General features: G+C 71.4%; 21 protein-coding genes and 1 riboswitch. Of the genes, 10 read left to right on the top strand and 11 right to left on the bottom strand.

Features of this window, described 5'->3' with window-relative positions; all coding sequences use genetic code 11:
- Positions 1-44: 44 nt before the first annotated feature.
- The 7 genes from FLL47_RS06150 to FLL47_RS06125 all read right to left on the bottom strand — a co-directional run bounded on the left by FLL47_RS06150 (position 45) and on the right by FLL47_RS06125 (position 6029).
- Complete coding sequence (locus tag FLL47_RS06150) at positions 45-1112, bottom strand: NADH:flavin oxidoreductase/NADH oxidase (RefSeq protein ID WP_144119461.1); 1068 nt, start codon at positions 1110-1112, stop codon at positions 45-47.
- Positions 1113-1243: 131 nt separating this feature from the next.
- Positions 1244-1387 carry a GPGG-motif small membrane protein gene (locus FLL47_RS42715; protein WP_186315580.1) on the bottom strand — a complete coding sequence of 48 codons (144 nt, stop codon included), beginning with the start codon at positions 1385-1387 and terminating at the stop codon, positions 1244-1246.
- A gap of 55 nt (positions 1388-1442) precedes the next feature.
- Positions 1443-2261 carry a SigB/SigF/SigG family RNA polymerase sigma factor gene (locus tag FLL47_RS06145; RefSeq protein ID WP_144119460.1) on the bottom strand — a complete coding sequence of 273 codons (819 nt, stop codon included), beginning with the start codon at positions 2259-2261 and terminating at the stop codon, positions 1443-1445.
- A gap of 221 nt (positions 2262-2482) precedes the next feature.
- A complete protein-coding gene (locus tag FLL47_RS06140) occupies positions 2483-3442 on the bottom strand; it encodes an endonuclease/exonuclease/phosphatase family protein (protein WP_246157595.1) in 960 nt (319 codons plus the stop codon).
- 111 nt (positions 3443-3553) lie between these two features.
- Positions 3554-4933 (bottom strand): glycine--tRNA ligase, encoded by a 1380-nt coding sequence (locus FLL47_RS06135; RefSeq protein ID WP_144119459.1) that lies wholly within the window; start codon positions 4931-4933, stop codon positions 3554-3556.
- Positions 4934-5107: 174 nt separating this feature from the next.
- Positions 5108-5611: a hypothetical protein gene (locus tag FLL47_RS06130; RefSeq protein ID WP_144119458.1), complete on the bottom strand. Its 504-nt coding sequence runs from the start codon at positions 5609-5611 to the stop codon at positions 5108-5110.
- A gap of 94 nt (positions 5612-5705) precedes the next feature.
- Positions 5706-6029 (bottom strand): antibiotic biosynthesis monooxygenase family protein, encoded by a 324-nt coding sequence (locus FLL47_RS06125; RefSeq protein ID WP_144119457.1) that lies wholly within the window; start codon positions 6027-6029, stop codon positions 5706-5708.
- Between the two features lie 86 nt (positions 6030-6115).
- Between FLL47_RS06125 and FLL47_RS06120 the strand changes: the two genes are divergently transcribed.
- The 7 genes from FLL47_RS06120 (at position 6116) to FLL47_RS06090 (ending at position 10742) form a co-directional block, all read left to right on the top strand.
- A complete protein-coding gene (locus tag FLL47_RS06120) occupies positions 6116-6379 on the top strand; it encodes a DUF6703 family protein (RefSeq protein WP_144119456.1) in 264 nt (87 codons plus the stop codon).
- A gap of 173 nt (positions 6380-6552) precedes the next feature.
- Positions 6553-7476, top strand: a complete 924-nt coding sequence (locus FLL47_RS06115; RefSeq protein ID WP_144119455.1) for a metal ABC transporter substrate-binding protein — start codon at positions 6553-6555, stop codon at positions 7474-7476.
- A gap of 58 nt (positions 7477-7534) precedes the next feature.
- Positions 7535-8296, top strand: coding sequence for a metal ABC transporter ATP-binding protein (locus FLL47_RS06110; protein ID WP_144119454.1), 762 nt, complete (start codon positions 7535-7537; stop codon positions 8294-8296).
- Between the two features lie 11 nt (positions 8297-8307).
- On the top strand, positions 8308-9177 hold the full coding sequence (locus FLL47_RS06105; protein ID WP_144119651.1) for a metal ABC transporter permease: 870 nt from the start codon (positions 8308-8310) through the stop codon (positions 9175-9177).
- Positions 9174-9512 carry an ArsR/SmtB family transcription factor gene (locus FLL47_RS06100; protein ID WP_144119453.1) on the top strand — a complete coding sequence of 113 codons (339 nt, stop codon included), beginning with the start codon at positions 9174-9176 and terminating at the stop codon, positions 9510-9512. Before FLL47_RS06105 ends, FLL47_RS06100 begins: the two co-directional genes overlap by 4 nt.
- Positions 9513-9676: 164 nt before the next feature.
- Entirely contained in the window at positions 9677-10087 is a 411-nt protein-coding gene (locus FLL47_RS06095) for a Fur family transcriptional regulator (protein WP_120316472.1), read from the top strand.
- 43 nt (positions 10088-10130) lie between these two features.
- Entirely contained in the window at positions 10131-10742 is a 612-nt protein-coding gene (locus FLL47_RS06090) for a hypothetical protein (protein WP_144119452.1), read from the top strand.
- Between the two features lie 189 nt (positions 10743-10931).
- On the opposite strand, the gene FLL47_RS06085 is transcribed toward FLL47_RS06090, so the two are convergent.
- The 3 genes from FLL47_RS06085 to FLL47_RS06075 form a co-directional block, all read right to left on the bottom strand.
- A complete protein-coding gene (locus tag FLL47_RS06085; protein ID WP_144119451.1) occupies positions 10932-12830 on the bottom strand; it encodes an acyl-CoA dehydrogenase family protein in 1899 nt (632 codons plus the stop codon).
- A gap of 153 nt (positions 12831-12983) precedes the next feature.
- Positions 12984-13820, bottom strand: a complete 837-nt coding sequence (locus tag FLL47_RS06080; protein ID WP_144119450.1) for a TIGR03943 family putative permease subunit — start codon at positions 13818-13820, stop codon at positions 12984-12986.
- Entirely contained in the window at positions 13817-14845 is a 1029-nt protein-coding gene (locus tag FLL47_RS06075; RefSeq protein ID WP_222105985.1) for a permease, read from the bottom strand. The genes FLL47_RS06080 and FLL47_RS06075 overlap by 4 nt, the downstream gene beginning before the upstream one ends.
- A gap of 109 nt (positions 14846-14954) precedes the next feature.
- Positions 14955-15060: riboswitch (TPP riboswitch) on the top strand.
- Between the two features lie 98 nt (positions 15061-15158).
- Between FLL47_RS06075 and FLL47_RS06070 the strand changes: the two genes are divergently transcribed.
- The 3 genes from FLL47_RS06070 (at position 15159) to FLL47_RS06060 (ending at position 18248) form a co-directional block, all read left to right on the top strand.
- Positions 15159-15743, top strand: coding sequence for an ECF transporter S component (locus FLL47_RS06070; protein WP_144119449.1), 585 nt, complete (start codon positions 15159-15161; stop codon positions 15741-15743).
- On the top strand, positions 15743-17080 hold the full coding sequence (locus FLL47_RS06065; protein ID WP_144119448.1) for an ABC transporter ATP-binding protein: 1338 nt from the start codon (positions 15743-15745) through the stop codon (positions 17078-17080). The genes FLL47_RS06070 and FLL47_RS06065 overlap by 1 nt, the downstream gene beginning before the upstream one ends.
- 376 nt (positions 17081-17456) lie before the next feature.
- Positions 17457-18248 (top strand): energy-coupling factor transporter transmembrane component T family protein, encoded by a 792-nt coding sequence (locus FLL47_RS06060; RefSeq protein ID WP_246157593.1) that lies wholly within the window; start codon positions 17457-17459, stop codon positions 18246-18248.
- 142 nt (positions 18249-18390) lie between these two features.
- Here the strand turns inward: FLL47_RS06060 and FLL47_RS06055 are convergent, their stop codons facing one another.
- Positions 18391-19200: an isoprenyl transferase gene (locus tag FLL47_RS06055; RefSeq protein WP_144119447.1), complete on the bottom strand. Its 810-nt coding sequence runs from the start codon at positions 19198-19200 to the stop codon at positions 18391-18393.
- Positions 19201-19228 lie beyond the last annotated feature (28 nt).

Below are 19228 nucleotides of genomic sequence, written 5' to 3'. Positions count from 1 at the left end.
GGCCACCTGAGCGCGGTCGCGACCCGGCTGCGGGCCGACGGTCGTCAGAAGGCGCGGGCGTACTGGTCCGGCCAGTGCGGCTGCCCGCCGAGCTTGGCCAGCGCCCGGCGCGGCCAATACGGGTCGCGCAGCAGTTCCCGCCCGATCAGCACGAGATCGGCCTGACCGTCCTCGACGATGCGCTCGGCCTGCTCGGGTTCGGTGATCAGGCCGACCGCGCCGGTGGGCACCCCGGCGTCGCGGCGCACCTGCTCCGCCAGCGGGGCCTGGTAGCCGGGGCCGACCGGGATGTCGGCGTGCGGGGCGGCACCGCCCGAGGAGCAGTCGATCAGGTCGACCCCGGCCGCGGCCAGCTCGCGGGCCAGGGCGACGGTGTCGGTGACGTCCCAGCCGCCGTCGACCCAGTCGGTCGCGGAGACCCGGGCCAGCACCGGCACGTCGGGGCCGACGGCGTCGCGTACCGCCGTCGCGACCGCCACGGCCAGGCGCATGCGCGCGGCGCGGTCGCCGCCCCAGCCGTCGGTGCGCTGGTTGGTCAGCGGCGAGTAGAACTCGTGGAGCAGGTAGCCGTGCGCCGCATGGATCTCCACGGCCTGGAAACCGGCGTCGACCGCGTACACCGCGGCCTGTGCGAATGCGGCGATCACCGCGGCGATGCCGGCCTCGTCGAGGGCCCGGGGCGTGCGGTACGCCGGCACGAACGGCTCTGCGCCCGGCCCGACCGGCTGCCAGCCGCCGTCGGCGTCGGGCACTCCGCCCCGCTCCTGCGCGAACGGCCACCAGGTGGACGCCTTGAACCCGGCGTGGGCGAGCTGGATCGCGGGCACCGCGCCGTGCGCGGCCACGAATGCGGTGACCGGCCGCCAGGCGTCCACATGCGCCGGTGACCAGATGCCGGCGTCGCGGGGCGAGATCCGGCCCTCCGGCAGCACGGCGCTGGCCTCGGCCATGACCAGCCCGGCCCCGCCGACCGCGCGAGCGCCCAGGTGGGTCAGATGCCAGTCGGTGGGCAGGCCGTCCGGCCCGGCCGAGTACTGGCACATCGGCGACATCGCGATGCGGTTGGGCAGCGTCACGCTGCGCAGTTCGAGGGGCTGGCCGAGTACCGTCACGGCGCAACAGTACGGTCGGCCGCGGGTGTCGTCCTGTGATGCGGGTCGCACCCGCCGGCTCGGTCCGCACATGGTGAAGGGCCGGGGAGACCATGGTCTTCCCGGCCCTTCGGCTTCCTTGCGTGGATGTTCTACGAGAACATGCTCACGCCCCCCGGTCCGACCAGCAGACCGATGACGATCAGCACGATGCCCCACAGGATCTGGCGTCGTGCCAGCGAGACGATCCCGGAAACGACCAGGACCACGGCGAGGATCCACAGTAAAAGCTCCATGGTTCCTTCCTGCCCCACGAACTCGGTGACGAAACCGCTACTGCCCGTTGCTGATTCAGTCCTCAGCCAGCATGCGCTCGCGCAGCTGCGCGAGGCACCGGCTGAGCAGACGCGACACGTGCATCTGGGAGACCCCGATCTGCTCCGCGATCTGGGCCTGGTTGTGGCCCTGAACGAAGCGCAGCATGAGGATCTTCTGCTCACGTTCCGGCAGTTCCTTGACGTACTGCCGGACCGCGTGCACGTCCGGAATGGACTCCAGCACGGTGTCGGTCTCCCCGATCAGCTCGCCGAGCTCCACATCGCCGTCCTCGCCGCTCACCGCGACGTTGAGGGAGTTGATGCGGTACGCCTGCGCGCAGTGCATCCCGGCCACCACGTCTTCGACGGTGACGTTGAGATGCGCGGCGAGGTCGTCGGCGGTCGGCCACCGGCCCAGGTCCTGGCAGAGCTGCGGGGACACCCGGTTGATGTCCAGGTACAGCTCCTGCATGCGGCGACTGACCCGCATGCTCCAGCCCCGGTCACGGAAGTAGCGCTTGAGTTCGCCGACGATGGTCGGCACCGCGAAGTGCACGAAAGCACTGCCGCGGGAGGGGTCGAAACGGTCCACGGCCTGGATCAGGCCGATGGTCGCCACCTGCACGAGGTCGTCGCCATCCACGCCGCGATGGCGGAAGCGGCGGGCCAGGCGTTCGGCCAGCGGCAGCCAGGCACAGATGGCCTCCTGCCGCACGTCCTCATGTGCGGGGTCTTGCTCGCTCAGCTCACCGAGACGGCGCAGCAGAACATCGCCGGCAGTCGCGTCGAGGGTGTCGGTCAGGGACGAGGGGGACGCGGACACGACGGTCTCGCGAACGAGTGTTGCAGTCATTGCAGGCCTCCGGCGCAGTGAACCGCGTGTGTTCCGGGGCGACGGGGGTCGTCCTCGGACACGGTTCGCCTGTGACGGACACAGCACCCGTTTCTTGAGCGCTGATGGACGGCTTGGCAGCCGACTCGGCAAGCCGAGCACTGAGACCTTACCAAGGGGTTGCCCGAAAGTACTAGTCCAAGAAGAGGAACGTACACGTTACGGGTGCATGGCCGGTGGAGTCAGAAGGAGAAACCCGAGGTCACGGCCCGATGGTCGGTGCCGGGGGTACGCAGCACCCCGGCCTGCGTCGCGGTCAGTCCCCGGTACAGCACGTGATCGGGCCGCATCACCGGCAGCGAGGACGGCCACGTGAAGCCGTAGCCCCAGCCGGCCTCGGCCTGCGCGTCGTCCAGCAGCGCGGACAGCGGCGCGATGGCCCGGTCGGTGGCGGCGGTGTTGAGATCGCCCAGCACCAGGACCCGCTGCGCCTTGTCCGCCCGGACCGCCTGGGCCAGCATCTCGATGGTGTGATCGCGGGTCGCCGTGTCGTTGATCCGCGCCGAGCCGAGGTGCACGACATACACCGCGACGTCGCCCTGCGGGGCCTGCACGACCGCGCGCAGCGCCCGGGTCCATTCCAGACCGGTGTCGACGCCGACGACGTCCACGATCGGATACTTGCTGAGCAGGCCCACCGTCGACCGGACCGCGTAGTGCGGGTAGGTCTTCGCGAGCTGCTCGGCGACCGTCTCGATGGTGCCGCCGGAGGCCTCCTGCAGCGCGATCAGGTCGGGACCGCCGTCGGCGAGCGCCCGCACCGTGGTCTGCGGGTCGGGGTTGTCCGCGTACAGGTTCTGGGTTACCACCTGCAGCTGCACCGGGCCGCCCGGCGGCGGCAGCAGGGCGCGGCCGAACATCGCCGCCCAGATCACCGCGGGCAGCAGCACCGCCAAGAGCGCCTTGCCCGAGCGGGCCAGCAGCGCGGCGACGGCCAGCACCGGCACGGCCAGGCCGAACAACGGGGCGATGGTGTCGAGCACGCTGCCGATGCCGTGCACGTTGGGCACGAGCCGGTGACCTACCAGTACGGCCGCCAGCAGCAGGGCGGCCGCGATGACCAGCCCCGCCCGCCACGCCGGGCGCCGGGGCGGCGGCTCGGCCGGGCCTCCGGGCGTCTTCTTCAGCTCGATGGTGGTCACTGTCCGTATGTTACCGGGGAGGACCCGAATCAAACTCGGCAAACGTCGCAGTGCCGGGATGAGAAGTCCCCGAACCACCCGATTCGGGGACCTCTCACCACCTCAGCGGGTTCAGCAGCCGGGCAGGCGCTCGATCAGGTAGCTCTCCACCCGGTCCAGCGAGACGCGCTCCTGCACCATCGAGTCACGATCACGTACGGTCACCGCGTTGTCTTCCAAGGTGTCGAAGTCGACGGTGACGCAGTACGGCGTGCCGATCTCGTCCTGGCGGCGGTAGCGGCGGCCGATCGCCTGGGCGTCGTCGAACTCGACGTTCCAGCGCATGCTCAGCGCCTTGGTCAGCTCACGGGCCTTCGGCGAGAGCCGCTCGTTGCGCGACAGCGGGAGCACGGCCACCTTCACCGGGGCCAGGCGCTTGTCGAAGCGCATCACGGTGCGCTTGTCCACGCCGCCCTTGGTGTTGGGCGCCTCGTCCTCGTCGTACGCCTCGAGCATGAACGCCAGCACCGCGCGGGTCAGACCCGCCGCCGGCTCGATGACGAACGGCACCCAGCGCTCGTTCTTCTCCTGGTCGAAGTACGACAGGTCGGTGCCCGAGTGCTTGCTGTGCGTGCTCAGGTCGAAGTCGGTGCGGTTGGCGATGCCCTCCAGCTCGGAGAACTCGGTGCCGCCGAACCGGAAGCGGTACTCGATGTCCACGGTGCGCTTGGAGTAGTGCGACAGCTTCTCCTGCGGGTGCTCGAAGAAGCGCAGGTTCTCGGCCGAGATGCCCAGGTCGAGGTACCAGTTCCAGCGCTCGTTCAGCCAGTACTCGTGCCACGTCTCGTCCGTGCCCGGCTCGACGAAGAACTCCATCTCCATCTGCTCGAACTCGCGGGTCCGGAAGATGAAGTTGCCCGGCGTGATCTCGTTGCGGAAGCTCTTGCCGACCTGCGCGATGCCGAACGGCGGCTTCTTGCGGGCGGTGGTGGCGACGTTGGCGTAGTTCACGAAGATGCCCTGCGCCGTCTCCGGCCGCAGGTAGTGCACGCCCTCGGCGCTCTCGACCGGGCCGAGGAAGGTCTTCATCAGGCCGTTGAACATCTTCGGCTCGGTGAAACTGCCCTTGTTGCCGCAGTTGGGGCAGTTCAGCTCGGACAGCACGAAGGTGGCGCCGGGCTTCTTCTCCAGGAACGCCTCCTCCAGGTGGTCGGCCCGGAAGCGCTTGTGGCAGCTGGTGCACTCGGTCAGCGGGTCGACGAACGCCTCGATGTGACCGGAGGCCTCCCACACCTGGCGGGCCAGGATCACCGCGGAGTCCAGGCCGACGATGTCGTCGCGCTGCTGGACCATCGTCTTCCACCACTGCCGCCGTACGTTGTCCTTGAGCTCCACGCCCAGCGGACCGTAGTCCCAGGCTGAGCGGGTGCCACCGTAGATCTCACTCGACGGGTAGACGAAGCCCCGGCGCTTGGCCAGGCTGACGACGGAATCGATGCGGTCCGCGGGCATGATCAGGTCTCCATTCCGTTGGAGGTTGCCGCCGGCTGGCTGTCGGCGGAGGGTCGGCGGAAGATCCGCGCGACGTGGATACGGTACGGGCCACCTCTGGTCACCCGCATTCGGTTAAACGCTACTGCACACGGAACGTGGTGAGCCCGCCGGTGCGCCGCGCCGACACCCCGGCTACTCGCGCCCGCAGACTTCCAGGTCGGTGGTCTTCGGGTCCTGCGCGAGGCGGTACACGACCTGCTCGGTGTCGCCGTCGGCGTAGCGCTCGGTGACCGGCAGGGTGATTCCCGAGGTCCCCTGCAGCTCGACCTCGCCCAGCTCGTACGTCTGGATGCGCTCCGGCCGGGACTCCTCCCGGCTGGTGAATCGCGCCAGGTCCAGCCGCCGCTGCTCGTCCTCGCAGAGCAGCTCGTAGGCCCGGTCGTACTTCTTGGCCTTCAGCGCGTCGAGGTAGGACCCCACCGCGACGTGGGCCCGCTCGTTGATCGCCTGCACCCCGGTGACGGCCAGACCGACCCCGGCCACCAGGCCGCCGCCGCAGCACAGCGCCACCAGCCCGCCCGCGATGCCGAGCGCCCAGCCCAGACGGGTACCGCCGCCCTCCGAGGGCGCGGCCGGGAACGGCGGCGCGACGCCCGGACCGGGTGGCACGGGCGAGGGCGCGGGCGCGTGGGTCATGGCCGCGATCATATTGCGTACGCCCCACCCTCCGCCGCCGCGCCCGAAACCCGACTTGGCCGACAGCGCTCAGACCTGCTCGCCGCCTACCCGGTCACGCCCTATCGCTGGCGCGGGTCTGCACCTCGCCGCCGGGCTCGGCCTGCGCCAGCGTCTCGAACGCGCACGGCTCCATCAGCGATTCGGCCAGCAGGGGCGTGGCCGTCATCTTCACGTCGAAACCGCCCAGCGCCCGCCGGTACGCCCCGACGCTCTCCCACTCGGTGAGCAGGCACCAGTGCTCCGGCTCGTCCAGCGACCGGGTCAGCTCCCCCCGCAGGTAGCCGGGCCGGGCCGCGAGGGCCGCCAGCGCCGCGTGGGCGCGCTCGACGAACGCCTCCTCGTTGGCGGCGATCACGAATCGATTGAGCATCAGCACCTCACTACAGTAAGGAAGGGCACCTTCTTATCGTTTTACGGGGTAGAGGGTGCCCTTCTTAACGTTTGCCGGAGAGGACCGCAGCTGTGCGCCAGGATGTAGCGAGCAACCCGCTGTTTCGGCGGCTGGCCCGGGTTCCCAAGTCCATCGCGCTGCTGGGCACGCTGGCGCTGCTCGTCGCGGCCGTGGTGCTGCCGAACCCGTACGGCGGGATCCTGCTGCTGGCGCTCGCCGCCGCGCTGGCCGCGCTGCTGGTCACCACCTGGCCGGTCCAGCCTCCGGCGACCCGCGGCCTGCGTGTGGTCGTGCTCACTCTGCTCGCCGCCGCCGCCCTCACCCGCCTGTTCTGACCCGCCTCGCCGCCGCAGGTCCTCCCACCTGTGGCGCGCCGCGGACCCCGTTAAGAAGGTGCCCTTCCTCTACGCAGAGCGTTAAGAAGGTGCCCTTCCTTTGCTGTGGGGTGCAGGGATATGCACCTATGCGTTTTTGACAATCGTTCTCATTTTCAGGGAGAGTTGACGCCATGCTGAGCCGATCTCTCCAGCGCGCCGCCGTCGCCGGCGCCACCGCGCTGCTGGCCTTGGGCACCGTCACCGCCTGCTCCGACTCCCCCGCCGACAACTCCGGCCGTTTCAGCGTCGTCACCGGCTTCTACCCCCTGCAGTTCGTCTCCGAGAAGGTCGGCGGTCCCGACGTCGACGTGGTCAACCTGGCCCAGCCGGGCGCCGAACCGCACGACATGGAGCTGTCCCCCGCCCAGGTCGCGCAGGTCGCCAACGCGGGGCTCGTCGTCTACCTCAAGGGCTTCCAGCCGCAGCTCGACGAAGCCGTCGCGCAGAACGCCGCGGATCGCGCGTTCGACGTGGCCACGGTCACCCCGCTCACCGGCGGCCCCAACCACCAGGGCGCGAACGAGGAGGGCGGCAACGCCCCCGACCCGCACGTCTGGCTGGACCCGACCCGCCTGGCCGCGATCGCCGGCAGCGTCTCGCACCAGCTCGCCGAACGCGACCCGGCGCACGCGGCGGGCTACGCCGAGCGCGGCAACGCCCTGGTCGCCGAGCTGAACAAGCTCGACGCCGAGTTCACCGACGGGCTGGCGAACTGCCAACGGCGCGAGATCGTGACCAGCCACGCCGCGTTCGGTTACCTCGCCGACCGGTACAAGCTCAAGCAGATCGCGCTGTCGGGGCTGACCCCGGACACCGAGCCCACCCCGCAGCAGGTCGCAGCCGTCGCCGCGGAGGCGCGCAAGTACGGCGCGACAACGATCTTCTTCGAGACGCTGGTGTCACCGAAGGTCGCCGAGACGCTGGCCGAGCAGGTCGGCGCGAAGACCGCCGTGCTCGACCCGCTGGAGGGTCTCGCCGAGGGCGGAACGGGCGACTACTTCTCGGTCATGCGGACCAATCTCGCGACGCTGCGCACCGCGTTGGGCTGTTCGTGAGCCCGCGCAGCACGGCGCGGGCCGAGCAGGGCGCCGACGAGTGGGACGAGGAGAAGGCGTGAACCCCCCGGTTCTCGAGATCAGGCACGGTGCGGTCGCCTACGACCGGCCGGTGCTGCGCGACGTCAATCTCACCGTACGCAGCGGTGAGGTGGTCGCCGTGCTGGGCGCCAACGGCAGCGGCAAGTCCACGATGATCCGGGCCGGGCTCGGCCTGGTCCCGCTGGCCGAGGGCCAGGTCGAGCTGTTCGGCGCCCCGCTGCGGCGCTTCCGCGACTGGCAGCGCATCGGGTACGTGCCGCAGCGGCTCGGCGCGGGCGGCGGCGTGCCCGCCACCGTCGGCGAGGTCGTGTCCTCCGGCCGACTGGCCCGGCGCGGCTTTCCCGGCCTGCTGCGCGCCGGTGACCGGCAGGCCGTCGCGCGGGCCCTCGCCGCGGTCGACCTGACCGACCGGACGCACGACCCGGTCGCCTCGCTGTCCGGCGGCCAGCAGCAGCGCACCCTGATCGCGCGGGCGCTGGCCGGGGAACCGGACCTGCTGGTGCTCGACGAGCCCACGGCGGGCGTGGACGCCAAGTCGCAGGAGGCGTTCGCGCAGGCACTGCGCGACTTCGTCCGGCACGGCGGCACGGTGCTGCTGGTCGCGCACGAGCTGGGCCCGCTGCAGCCGATCATCACCCGCGCGGTGGTCGTGCACGACGGGGTCATCGCGCACGACGGCGCGGTGCCCCACCCGGCCGGCCACCACGCCGAACCCGGCCACGACCACGTGCACCCGCACGCCCCGCAGGACCCGCCGAGCATCTGGGGACGCGAATGAACGTGAACCTCATCGAGATCATGTCCCTGCCGTTCATGCAGCGGGCGCTGCTGGGCGCCCTGATCACCGGCCTGATCGCGCCCTCCCTGGGCATCTACCTGGTGCAGCGGCGCATGTCGCTGATCGGCGACGGCATCGGCCACATCGCGCTGACCGGCGTCGGCGTCGGCCTGCTCACCGGCACCTCGCCGGTGCTCACCGCGATCATCGTGTCGGCCCTGGGCGCCGTCGCGGTCGAGCTGATCCGCGAGCGCGGCCGCACCTCCGGCGACATAGCTCTGGCGATCCTGTTCTACGGCGGCATCGCGGGCGGCGTCTTCCTGGTCGGGCTCGCCCCCGGCAAGGGCAGCGCCAACCTCACGTCGTACCTGTTCGGCTCGCTGCTGACCACCTCCGCCACGGACCTGACCACGATCGCGATCCTCGGCGGGTGCGTGCTCGCGGTCACCGTCGGACTTCGGCCCTGGCTTTTCGCGATCTGCCAGGACGAGGAGTACGCCAAGGTCTCCGGCCTGCCGGTGCGGGCGCTGAACCTGCTGCTCGCCGTGATGACCGCGGTCACCGTCACCGTCGCCATGCGCTCGGTCGGCCTGCTGCTGGTCAGCGCACTGATGGTGGTGCCCGTCGCGGCCGCGCAACTGGTCTCCCGCGGCTTCGGCGGCACCATGACCCTGGCCATGCTCGGCGGGGTGATCAGCGCCGGAGCCGGCATCGGAGTCTCCGCAGGCTACGACACCGCGCCCGGCGCGACCATCGTGCTCGCCGCCATCGCACTGTTCATCCTGGTCGCGGCCGTAGGCACGGCGCTGCGCCGGCGACGGCGCGCCGACACCGGCCCTGCCGCGGTTTGCGAGCCGCCCGAGTGCGTCCTCGACTCATGATTGGGTATGCACCGACGCGCGGGGCTACGGTGGTCGATGTGAGCCAGACGCAGTCCTACGTCCGCGCCGGAGAGCTGCTGCGGGCGCTCGCCGCGCCCGTACGGATCGCGATCGTGACCGAGCTGGCGACGAACGGCGAACGCCACGTGCACGAGCTGGTGGAGCGGCTGCGGGTGGCCCAGCCGCTGGTCTCCCAGCACCTGCGGGTGCTGCGGGCGGCCGGCGTGGTCCGCGCCGAACGGCACGGCCGCGAGATCGCATACTCCTTGGTGGACGAGCACGTCGCGCACATCGTGGCCGACGCCGTCACGCACGCCGCGGAGCAGCGCCCGTGACCGAAAGCAGCGAGGAGAAGGCATGAGCGAGCGTCGCGAGCGAATCAGCGGGCTCCGCGGGCATGCTGCCGACGAGCGCAGCGAGGAGAAGGCATGAGCGAGCAGCGCGAGCGAATCGGCGGGCTCGGCAGTCATGCCGGCGACGAGCGCAGCGAGGAGAAGGCATGACCAGCCCACAGGGCACCGCGGCCCGCAACACGCGCCAGCGGTCCGCGGTGGCGACGCTGCTGTCCGAGGTGGAGGGCTTCCACAGCGCGCAGGAGCTGCACGCCATGCTGCGCGACCGGGGCGAGCGGGTCGGTCTGACCACCGTGTATCGCACGCTGCAGGCGCTGGCCGACGCCGGCGACATCGACGTGATGCGCCCGCCGGGCGGCGAGCAGCTGTTCCGGCGCTGCTCCAACGGGCACCACCACCACCTGGTTTGCCGCACCTGCGGCCGTACCGTCGAGGTGGCCGGACCGGCCGTGGAGTCCTGGGCGGACCGGGTCGCGGCGCAGCACGGGTTCGTCGACGTCAGCCATACGCTGGAGATTTTCGGGACCTGTCAGGGCTGCGCGACGACACGGGCTTGACGCGGGGCGTTTATCGATCGCCCCGGTCGATCAGAATGCTCTCATGAAGCTCTATGCGGAGAAGCCGTGGCGGTTCACCCGGCAGATCATCGCCGATATGACCGCCCTGGTCTGGAGCGCAGTCTGGATCTGGGCCGCGATCACGCTGTACGACCTGGTCCAGAAGCTGGCGGTGCCCGGTCAGAAGCTGGAGAGCGCCGGCACGAACCTGGCCGCCGACATGGTGGAGGCCAAGGCGCGCGCGGGGCGCATCCCGCTGGTCGGTGACGAGGTGGGCGCGCCGTTCGGCAGCGCCGCCAACGCCGCGAACTCCATCGCCGAGGCCGGGCGCGACCAGCAGGAGGCCGTCGCCAACCTGGCGACGGTGCTGGCCTGGCTCACCGCGGGCATCCCGGTGCTGATGGCGCTGGCGCTGTGGCTGCCGTTGCGGCTGTCGTGGATCCGGGCGGCCAGCGTCGCCGCGAAGGTGCGCCGATATCCGGGCGGGGGTGAGCTGCTCGCGCTGCGGGCGCTGGCCACGGCGCCGCTGCGGCGGCTCGCTTCGCTGGACAGCGGCGTGGTCGCGGGCTGGCGTACCGGTGACCCGGAGGCGGTGGAGCAGCTCGCCGCGCTCGAGCTACGCCGCCTCGGCCTACGCGGCAGCCCACGGCGATGACCGCCCGGCCCGGCTCGCGGCTCGCGGCTCGCGGCTCGCGGCTCGCGGTGATGATCGCTGTCTCGTGTCAGAAAGTGCGGTCTGACCACAGGTTCTGACACGAGACAGCGATCCCGCTGGAGACCTGGCCGGTCGCTGTTAAGAAGGGCACCTTCCTCTACGCATAGCGATGTGAAGGTGCCCTTCCTTCTAGCGGGGTGGGATGCGACGGCGGGCGTCGGCGGCGGTGGACGGGCCGGGGGTCCAGGTGGAGACCCATTCGCCCGGCTCGGGTGGGGGGATGATGCCCTGTTCCAGGGTGGTGTGGGCGCCGGCGAGGACCTTGCGGGCCAGGGCCACGTCGGCGGCGTCGGTGTTGTTCCAGAGGGCGTGTTCGAGGATGACGATGCGGCCGCGGGCCTGGTGGCAGAACAGGTCGGCCAGTTCGAGCTCCTCGGGGCGGCCGGCGGCGGTGGCGCGGGAGCAGACCGCGGCGATGGCGAACAGTTCGGCGCCGATGTCGACGACGCGGCCGAGGAAGGCCTGCCGGTGCTCCAGCTTGCCCTGCCAGCGGGCCATGCCCTGGAACGTGTTGCGGGCCAGGCGGCGCGCGGCGCGCTCGGCGTAGCGCACGTGCTTGGCGAGCGGGCCGAACTTGCGGTAGCCGCCGAAGGTGCCCCGGCCGACGGCCAGGGTGGGCAGCCAGCGGGCGTAGAAGCCGGTGGCGCGCAGCAGCGCCTTGCCCTTGGCCCCGGCGGACGACTTCGGGTCGATCAGCGCCCCGGCCACGGACAGGTGCTGGTCCACCGCCTCGCGGGCGATGAACAGGTGCATGATCTCGGTGGAGCCTTCGAAGATGCGGTTGATGCGCAGGTCGCGCAGGATCTGCTCGACGCCGATCGCCTTCTCGCCGCGGGCGGCGAGGGAGTCGGCGCTCTCGTAGCCGCGCCCGCCCCGGATCTGCACCAGCTCGTCGGCGACCTGCCAGGCCAGCTCAGAGCCGTACAGTTTGACCAGCGCGGCCTCGATCCGGAAGTCGTTGCGGTCGTCGTCGGCGAGCATGCAGCAAAGGTCGAGCATGGACTCCATGCCGTACGCCGTGGCCGCGATGAACGCGATCTTGGTGGCGACGGCCTCGTGCTGCCCGACCGGCCGTCCCCACTGCACACGCTGCTGGGACCAGCCTCGGGCGACGGCGAGGCACCACTTCGCCGCGCCGACGCACATCGCGGGCAGCGAGAGCCGCCCGGTGTTCAAGGTGCTCAGCGCGATCTTCAGGCCCTGGCCCTCGCCGCCGATGACGTTCTCGGCCGGCACGAAGACGTCGTGGAATCGGGTGACGCTGTTCTCCAGGCCGCGCAGGCCGAGGAAGGCGTTGCGCCGCTCGACGGTGACGCCCTCGGCGTCGCCCTCCACGACGAACGCGGTGATGCCCCCGCGGCGGCCCTCCCCCTTCGGCACCATCGCCATGACCACGAGCAGCGTCGCCACGGTGCCGTTGGTGGCCCACAGTTTGACCCCGTTCAGGCGGTAGCCGCCCTCGACCGGGGTCGCCGTGGCGCCCATACGGGCCGGGTCGGAGCCGACGTCGGGCTCGGTGAGCAGGAACGCCGACACCTCGCCCGCGGCCAGCCGCGGCAGGAAGCGCTGCTTCTGCTCCTTGGTGCCGAACAGCTTGAGCGGCTGCGGCACGCCGATGGACTGGTGCGCCGACAGCAGCGCGCCGATGGCCGGGCTGACCGAGCCGGCCAGCGTCAGCGCACGGCAGTAGTCCAGGTGGGACAGGCCGAGGCCGCCGTACGCGGGATCGATCTTCATGCCGAAGGCGCCGAGTTCGGCCAGCCCGTGGAAGACCTCGTCCGGGATGCGGGCGTCGCGCTCGATGGCGGCCCCGTCGACCTCGGTGCCGACGTACTCCCCGAGCTTGGCCAGGAACTGCTCGGCGTCGGGGTTCGGGGCGGGCTGCGGCCACGGGTGGATCAGGTCCATCCGCAACCGGCCCAGGAACAGCTGCTTGCCGAAACTGGGTTTGCGCCACTCGCTCTCCCGGGCGGCCTCCGCCACCTGCCGGGCCTGCTCCGCGGACACCTCACGCTGCACCGTCGTCATCGTCGACACCCCTGTCGTCCGGTCGAACGCGGGATCGCCGGGCGGGCCTCATGAGCGCGCCGCGGCGAGCCGTGTTCGGTGGTTTGCGCCCTGAAATCACGCTACTCCGCAGTACTACCGAGCGGTAGCAGTTGGCAAACCGATGGACAACGGCTATTCGTACTGCTCCGCAGGAGCCTGGATCGCACGCCACTCCAGCACCTCGATGAACGGGATGCTCTCCCCGTTGACCGGGTCCGCGCCCTGCTGCTCGGTGTACTTACCGGTGATCTCCACCCAGCTGTCGGCGGGCAGGCCCGTCGGCACGCTGCCGCTCATGCCGACCTTGATCGGGCGGGCGTCGGCCGCACAGCAGGACAGGATCATGCGGGTGAGCAGCTGGCCACCGTCGGAGTTGTCGGACAGGAAGCCGCTCACCCGAACCCTGCGGTCGCCGATGGACAGTCCCTTGTCGAAGATCGCCCGGGTGGCGTAGTCGAGCACGCTGATCTCGGCGGGGTCCCCGTCGGGCAGCGCCGGGAAGTCGGAGACCTGCTGCGCGGAGAGCGCCGAGCCCGCCTGACCGGCGGCGTACGAACCGAGCGCGGGCGGGGCCACCAGCAGCAGGCCCAGCACCGGCAAGATCAGCAGCCAGCCGACCCGCGGCTCGCGGTGCGCACCGTGCCCGTGGCCGTCGCCGCCGTGGTCGTGATCGCCATGCCCGCCGCCCGGACCGCTGTCCGCATGGTCATGACCGTGGTCGTGGGCGAGGCCGCCCCGGCCTGCGCCGACGGACTCGGGGTGGTCGGCGCACTCGGTGTCGACGGTCGTGCCATGGCGCAGGTCGTACCAGAGGGTCATCACGGCCGCGATCACCAGCAGCGCGCCCGCGCCGATGAGGAACGGCTGCAGGCCCGCCTTGACGTAGCGCAGGTACATGTCGGTGAGGCTCGCCTTGAGGATCGCGCCGCCGAGCAGCAGCATCACCACGCCCTGGGCCTGACGGTTCACAGCAGCACCGTCCCGACTCCGGCGGCGACCAGCACAGCCATCACGAACGTGGTCGGGGCGAAGCGCATGGCGAAGCGGCGGCCGAACACCCCGGCCTGCATGGAGATCAGCTTCAGGTCGACCATCGGGCCGACGACCAGGAACGCCAGCCGCGCGGTGAGCGAGAACTGGCTCAGCGACGCCGCGACGAACGCGTCGGCCTCGGAGCAGATGGACAGCAGCACGGCCAGCGCCGCGAGCGCCAGCACGGACAGCACCGGCTGGTCGGCCACGGCCTGCAGCACCGACTCGGGCACCAGCACGTTGATGGTGGCCGCGGCCATCGCGCCCAGCACCAGGAAGCCGCCCGCGTGCACGATGTCGTGGCGGCAGGCCGCCCAGAAAGCCCGCCAGCGGGACAGGTCGTCCAACTCGGGCCGGTGCGGCAGCCTGATCCAGTCCTGCTTGCCCAGCCGCAGCCAGAGCCAGCCCATCACCATCGCCACGATGATGCTGGCCACGCCGCGGCCGACCACCATCTCCGGGTTGTTCGGGAACGCGACCGCGGTGGCGGTCAGCACGATGGGGTTGATCGCGGGCGCCGCCAGCAGGAACGCCAGCGCCGCCGCGGGCGTCACCCCGCGGCGGATCAGCGAGCCCGCGATCGGCACCGAGCCGCACTCGCAGCCGGGCAGCACCACGCCCGCGCAGCTGGCCACCGGCACGGCGAGGGCCGGGTGCTTCGGCAGCGCCCTGGACCAGAACGAGCGCGGCACGAACACCGCGATGACCGCCGACAGCGCCACCCCGAACACCAGGAACGGCATCGCCTGCACCAGCACCGATACGAACACGGTGGTCCAGGTCTGCAGCAGCGGCGTGGAGATCGCCGCGGCGATCGGCTCGCGGAAGATGAGCAGCGCGATGAGCAGCACCGCGAGCACCTCGACGGAGCCGATTCGGCCCCCCAGCAGCGGCTTGCGGGCCGGACGCCCGGCGGGCGACGACGGGGGCGCCGCGGGCGGGCGCTGATCGACGGAGGTCACGCGGATCCTTCGCGGTATCGGGGTGTGCCGACCGGCACAGGTTACCGGGCGCGGGTTCGGTGTTAGCCTTTCCGGCACAAGCGCCGCTGTCCAGCGGCCTCATATGAACAAGTAACGACAGGGGAGCGCACAGCGCTGAGAGTGCGGCATACGGCCGCAGACCCTCGAACCTGATCTGGGTAATGCCAGCGCAGGGAGTTCGGTCAACACCTCACCGCCACGTCTGCTTTCGTGATACCCCCAAATGGGATGTCACGGACGCGAACGTGTGCACTTCTCCTCGTTCGTCCCCTCAACGGACCAGGAGTTATTCATGAACAACTATCGCTGGCGGACCGTCGACATCGTCGTCGCCTCGATCCTCGCCGTCGCCTTCGGCGTCGTCTTCTGGGCCTGGGGCCTGCTCTGGAACGGCCCGGCCGGGGCTATCTTCGGCTCGACGTTCCCGCCGGCCGCGGCCGCCATCTACGGCGTATGGCTGCTGCCCGCCGTGCTGGCCCCGCTCATCATCCGCAAGCCCGGCGCCGCCATCTACACCGAGCTGGTCGCCGCGATCGTGTCGGCACTGCTCGGCACCTCGTGGGGCATCTCCGTGCTGTGGTACGGCCTGGCCCAGGGCGCGGCCGGCGAGCTCGGCTTCCTGCTCGGCGGCTACCGCCGGTGGAACCTCGGCCAGTCGCTGCTCGCGGCCACGTTCGCGGGCGCCACGGCGGCCGGGCTCGACCTGTTCTACTACTACGGCGACTGGCAGTTCAGCTGGAAGATCGCCTATGTCGCCATCGTCGTCGCCAGCACGCTGCTGTTCGCCGGCGTCGGCGGGTACTTCCTGACCAGGGCTCTGGCCGGCACCGGCGTGCTCGACCGGTTCCCGTCCGGCCGCAGCCGCGACCTGGTCTGATGATCACGCTCGAGGGGTACGGGTGGCGGCACGCCGGCCGCCGCGCATGGGCGGTGCGCGGGCTCGACCTGCGCGTCGAGCGCGGCGAGCGGGTGCTGCTGCTCGGCCCCTCGGGCGCGGGCAAGTCCACGCTGCTGCACGCGCTGGCCGGGCTGCTGCCCGAGGACTCCGGCGAGGCCGAGGGCGTACGGAAGATCGACGCGGACCATGTCGGCATCGTGTTCCAGGACCCGCAGTCGCAGCTGGTGATGTCGCGGGCCGGCGACGAGGTCGCGTTCGGCCTGGAGAACCTCGGCTGGCCCGTCGAGCGCGTCTGGCCCCGTGTGGACGAGGTGCTGAGCCAGGTCGGTTTCGGCTACGAGCGCGACCGGGCCACCGACGCCCTGTCCGGCGGCGAACAGCAGCGGCTGGTGCTGGCCGGCGCGCTCGCCCCACGCCCCGAGCTGTTGCTGCTCGACGAGCCCACGGCCAACCTCGACCCGGCCGGTGCCGCCCTGGTCCGCAGGGCGCTGCGTGACGCCGTCGACGCCGACACCACCGTGGTGCTCATCGAGCACCGCATCGCCGAAGTGCTGGACCTGGTCACCCGGGTGGTGGTGCTGGAGCCGGGCGGCGGCGTACGCGACGACGTGCCACCCCGCCTGCTGACCGGCCCACTCGGCGCGGAGCTGGCCGCCGCCGGGGTCTGGGTGCCCGGCCACCCCGCGCCCGCCCGCCCCGCCGCGAACCCGCCCGGCGACGTGCTGCTCTCGACTCACGACCTGCGGGTACGCCACCTGTCCTACCCCGACGTCACGGTCCGCGCCGGGGAAGCGCTCGCAGTGACGGGACCCAACGGCTGCGGCAAGTCGACGCTCGCGCTCGCCCTGGGCGGCCTGCTCAAGCCCGCCGGAGGCGAGGTGCGCAGCCCCGACGGGCCGCCGCACCGGTGGCGGGCCCGCGCCCTGGCGGACCGGATCGGCTCGGTGTTCCAGAACCCGGAACAGCAGTTCGTCGCCGCCACCGTGCGCGAGGAACTGGCGCTGGGCGGCACACCCGCGGGCCGGGTCGACGAACTGCTGACGCGGCTGCGGCTGGACCACCTGGCCGGGGCGAATCCGTTCACGCTCTCCGGGGGCGAGGCCCGCCGGCTGTCCGTGGCCACCGCGCTGGCCGCCCGGCCCCGGCTGCTGATCCTGGACGAGCCCACCTTCGGCCAGGACCGGCGCACCTGGATCGAGCTGGTCGACATGCTGGCCGCGCTGCGCGACGACGGCCATGGCATCGTCACCGTCACCCACGACCCGGACGTCGTGACCGCGCTCGCCGACCGCACCCTCGACCTCGGCCAGCCGTGATGCGCGCCCAAGACCGCCCGTGCCGCCACGAACCCACGTGCCGCCACGAACCCACATGCCGCCACGAACCCACATGCCGCCACGAACCCACATGCCGCCACGAACCCACATGCCGCCACGAACCCACATGCCGCCGCGAACCCACATGCCGCCGCGAACCCACATGCCGCCGCGAACCCACATGCCGCCGCGAACCCACATGCCGCCGCGAACCCACATGCCGCCGCGGCGTGCTCGTTTCGGGACGCGAAAGCGTCCCGAAACGAGCAGCCGCGGACGGCATACATCCGCTGACACCGACCATGCGGCCCGGCCGCGCTCGCACATCGGCCCGCGCGCGCACCGCGCCCGGCCGGAGCCCGTCCGGAGGGACGTCATGACCGGACCGGGGATCGCCATGTCCAGCACCGTGCCGCCGGCAGGGTTCGCGCCACTGGCGCGGCGGGCACCCGTGGCCAAGATCGTCGCGCTGGCGCTGTTCACCACCGCCGCGCTGTTCACACGGGAGGTCGCGGCGCTGGGCTTCGCGCTGACGGTGACGTTCCTGGCCGCGCCGCTGTTCGGGATCACGCCGTGGGGGCTGCTGCGGCGAGGCTGGCCTGCGCTGCTCGGCGCGGCGACGGTGGTGCTGTCGCTGGCGCTGTTCGCGGCGGACCGGTCGGGCACCGTACTGGTGGACTTCGGGCCGGTCGTGATCACCTCGACGGTGCTGGGCAACGCCCTGTCCCTGGCGTTGCGCCTGCTGGCCATCGCACTGCCCAGCATCCTGGTGTTCAGCACCACCGACCCGACCGACCTGGCCGACTCGCTGATCCAGCACGCCCGCGTCTCGCCGCGCTTCGCGATCGGCGCACTGGCCGCATTCCGGCTCGTCGGGCTGCTCGGCGACGAGTGGCGGATGATCGCGATGGCACGGCGGGCCCGCGGCCTCGACGCCGGGCGCAACCCGGTGCGCTGGTTCACGCTGTTCGCCAGTACGGCGTTCGGCCTGCTGGTCGGAGCGATCCGGCGGGGCACCCGGCTGGCCGTGGCGATGGACGCCCGCGGCTTCGACTCCGGCCTGCCCCGCACGGTGGCGCGCCCGATGCCCTGGCGCCCCGCGGACTGGCTGCTCGTCGCGGCAGGTGCGGTCCTCGCCGCGCTGATCCAGCTCATCGCCCACCGCTGACCGCCGCGAGGTCACCCGACCGCAAGGTCGCGGCGACCCGGCCACAAGGTCGTTCGACTTGCCCGGCACCTGTGGGAAAGCGCGGTCTTGATACGCACAGGTGCCAGGCAAGTCGAACGATCAAGGGTGGGCAGCGCGGGGGTCAGGCGGTGGGGGCGGGCGGGGCGACCGGGTTGGGCAGGGCGCCGCCGAAGCGGCGGTCGCGCTGGGCATACAGCTCGCAGGCGTACCACAGGTGGCGGCGGTCGAAGTCGGGCCACAGCGTGTCCAGGTAGACGTGCTCGGCGTACGCGGACTGCCAGAGCAGGAAGTTGCTGGTGCGCTGCTCCCCCGACGGGCGCAGGAACAGGTCCACGTCCGGCACCTCGGGGTGGTAGAGGTACTTCGCGATGGTCTTCTCGTTGACCTTGTCGGCCTTCAGGCGGCCCGTGGCCACGTCCCGGGCGATCGCGGTCGCGGCGTCGGCGATCTCGGCCTGGCCGCCGTAGTTCACGCAGAACTGCAGGGTGAGCTTGCTGTTGCCGCGACTCATCTGCTCGGCCGTCTCCAGCTCGTCGATGACGCTCTTCCACAGCCGCCCGCGCCGGCCCGACCACACGATGCGTACGCCCAGGTCGTTGAGCATGTCGCGGCGGCGGCGGATGACGTCGCGGTTGAAGCCCATCAGGAAGCGGACCTCCTCCGGCGAGCGCTTCCAGTTCTCCGTGGAGAAGGCGTACACCGACAGGTAGGGCACGCCGATCTCCAGCGCCCCCTCGATCGTGTCGAACAGGGAGAACTCGCCGCGCTTGTGGCCCTCGGTGCGGGGCAGGCCGCGTTCCTTGGCCCAGCGCCCGTTGCCGTCCATGACGATGGCGACGTGCTTGGGCAGCGCGTCGCCGGGCAGCTTGGGCGGGGTCGCGCCGGACGGGTGGAGCGACGGCGGCTTGGGCTCGCGCCGGGTTCGGATCACGTTGCGTTTCCCCTGTTCGGGTGCGGGA

The sequence above is a fragment of the Catellatospora sichuanensis genome, assembly GCF_007483665.1.
Taxonomy (GTDB): Bacteria; Actinomycetota; Actinomycetes; order Mycobacteriales; family Micromonosporaceae; genus Catellatospora; species Catellatospora sichuanensis.
The sequence above is the reverse complement of the archived record's forward strand: the minus strand, read 5'-3'. Positions and strand labels throughout refer to the sequence as shown.